A 1,253-nucleotide genomic window follows, 5' to 3' on the forward strand; every position below is an offset into this window, starting at 1 on the left:
TTCGGCGACGTGTTCAATCCGGCGACCGGCGCGGTTTCGTCGCGAGTGCCTTTGGCGAGCGTTGCCGAGGTCGACGCTGCGGTCGCTGCTGCAAAAGCCGCGTTTCCCGCATGGAGCGAGATGGCGCCGATCAAGCGCGCTCGCGTCATGTTCAAGTTCAAGCAGTTGCTCGATGAACATCATGACGAGCTTGCCGAGTTGATCACGCGTGAGCACGGCAAGGTGTTCACCGATGCGCAAGGCGAAGTGATGCGCGGCATCGAAATCGTCGAGTTTGCTTGCGGCATTCCGAACCTGTTGAAGACCGATTTCACCGACCAGATCGGTGGCGGCATCGACAACTGGAATCTGCGGCAGGCGCTCGGCGTGGTGGCGGGCGTCACGCCTTTCAACTTCCCGATGATGGTGCCTTGCTGGATGTTCCCGATCGCGATTGCTGCGGGTAACACGTTCGTGTTGAAACCTTCCGAGCGCGATCCGTCGGCATCGATCCGGCTTGCCGAGTTGCTCAAGGAAGCTGGCTTGCCCGATGGCGTCTTCAACGTGGTGCACGGCGACAAGACCGCCGTCGATGCGTTGCTCGCGCATCGCGATGTCGAAGCGCTGTCGTTCGTCGGCTCGACGCCGATTGCCGAATACATCTACACCGAAGGCACGAAACGCGGCAAGCGCGTGCAGGCGTTGGGCGGTGCGAAGAACCATCTGGTCGTGATGCCGGATGCGGACCTCGATCAAGCCGTCGATGCGCTGATCGGCGCGGCGTATGGTTCGGCCGGCGAGCGCTGCATGGCGATCTCGGTGGCTGTCGCAGTCGGTCATATCGCCGACGAGTTGATCGAACGCCTGACGCCGCGTGTGAAGTCGCTGGTCATCAAGAACGGCATGGAACGCGATGCCGAGATGGGGCCGCTTGTGACCGGTGTGCATCGCGCGAAGGTTGAAGGCTATATCGAGGCGGGTGTGAAGTCGGGGGCGAAGCTCGTCGTCGATGGTCGCGGACACAAGGTCGAGGGGCACGAAAACGGCTTCTTCCTCGGCGGCACGCTGTTCGATGACGTCAGCACCGACAGCACCATCTACAAGGAAGAAATCTTCGGCCCGGTGTTGAGCGTGGTGCGCGTGCCGGACTTTGCAAGCGCGGTCGAACTGATCAACGGACACGAGTTTGCCAATGGCGTGTCGTGCTTTACATCGGATGGTGGCGTCGCGCGGGCGTTCTCGCGGCAGATCAAGGTCGGCATGGTCGGTATCAA

The 1,253-nt window shown here is 61.5% G+C and carries 1 protein-coding gene; it reads left to right on the top strand.

The window, feature by feature from the left end; genetic code table 11:
• Positions 1–1,253 (top strand): CoA-acylating methylmalonate-semialdehyde dehydrogenase (locus AWB68_RS45105; protein WP_143282070.1); only part of this gene is annotated, 1,253 nt, incomplete at both ends.

The sequence above is a fragment of the Caballeronia choica genome, from assembly GCF_001544535.1.
Lineage (GTDB): Bacteria > Pseudomonadota > Gammaproteobacteria > Burkholderiales > Burkholderiaceae > Caballeronia > Caballeronia choica.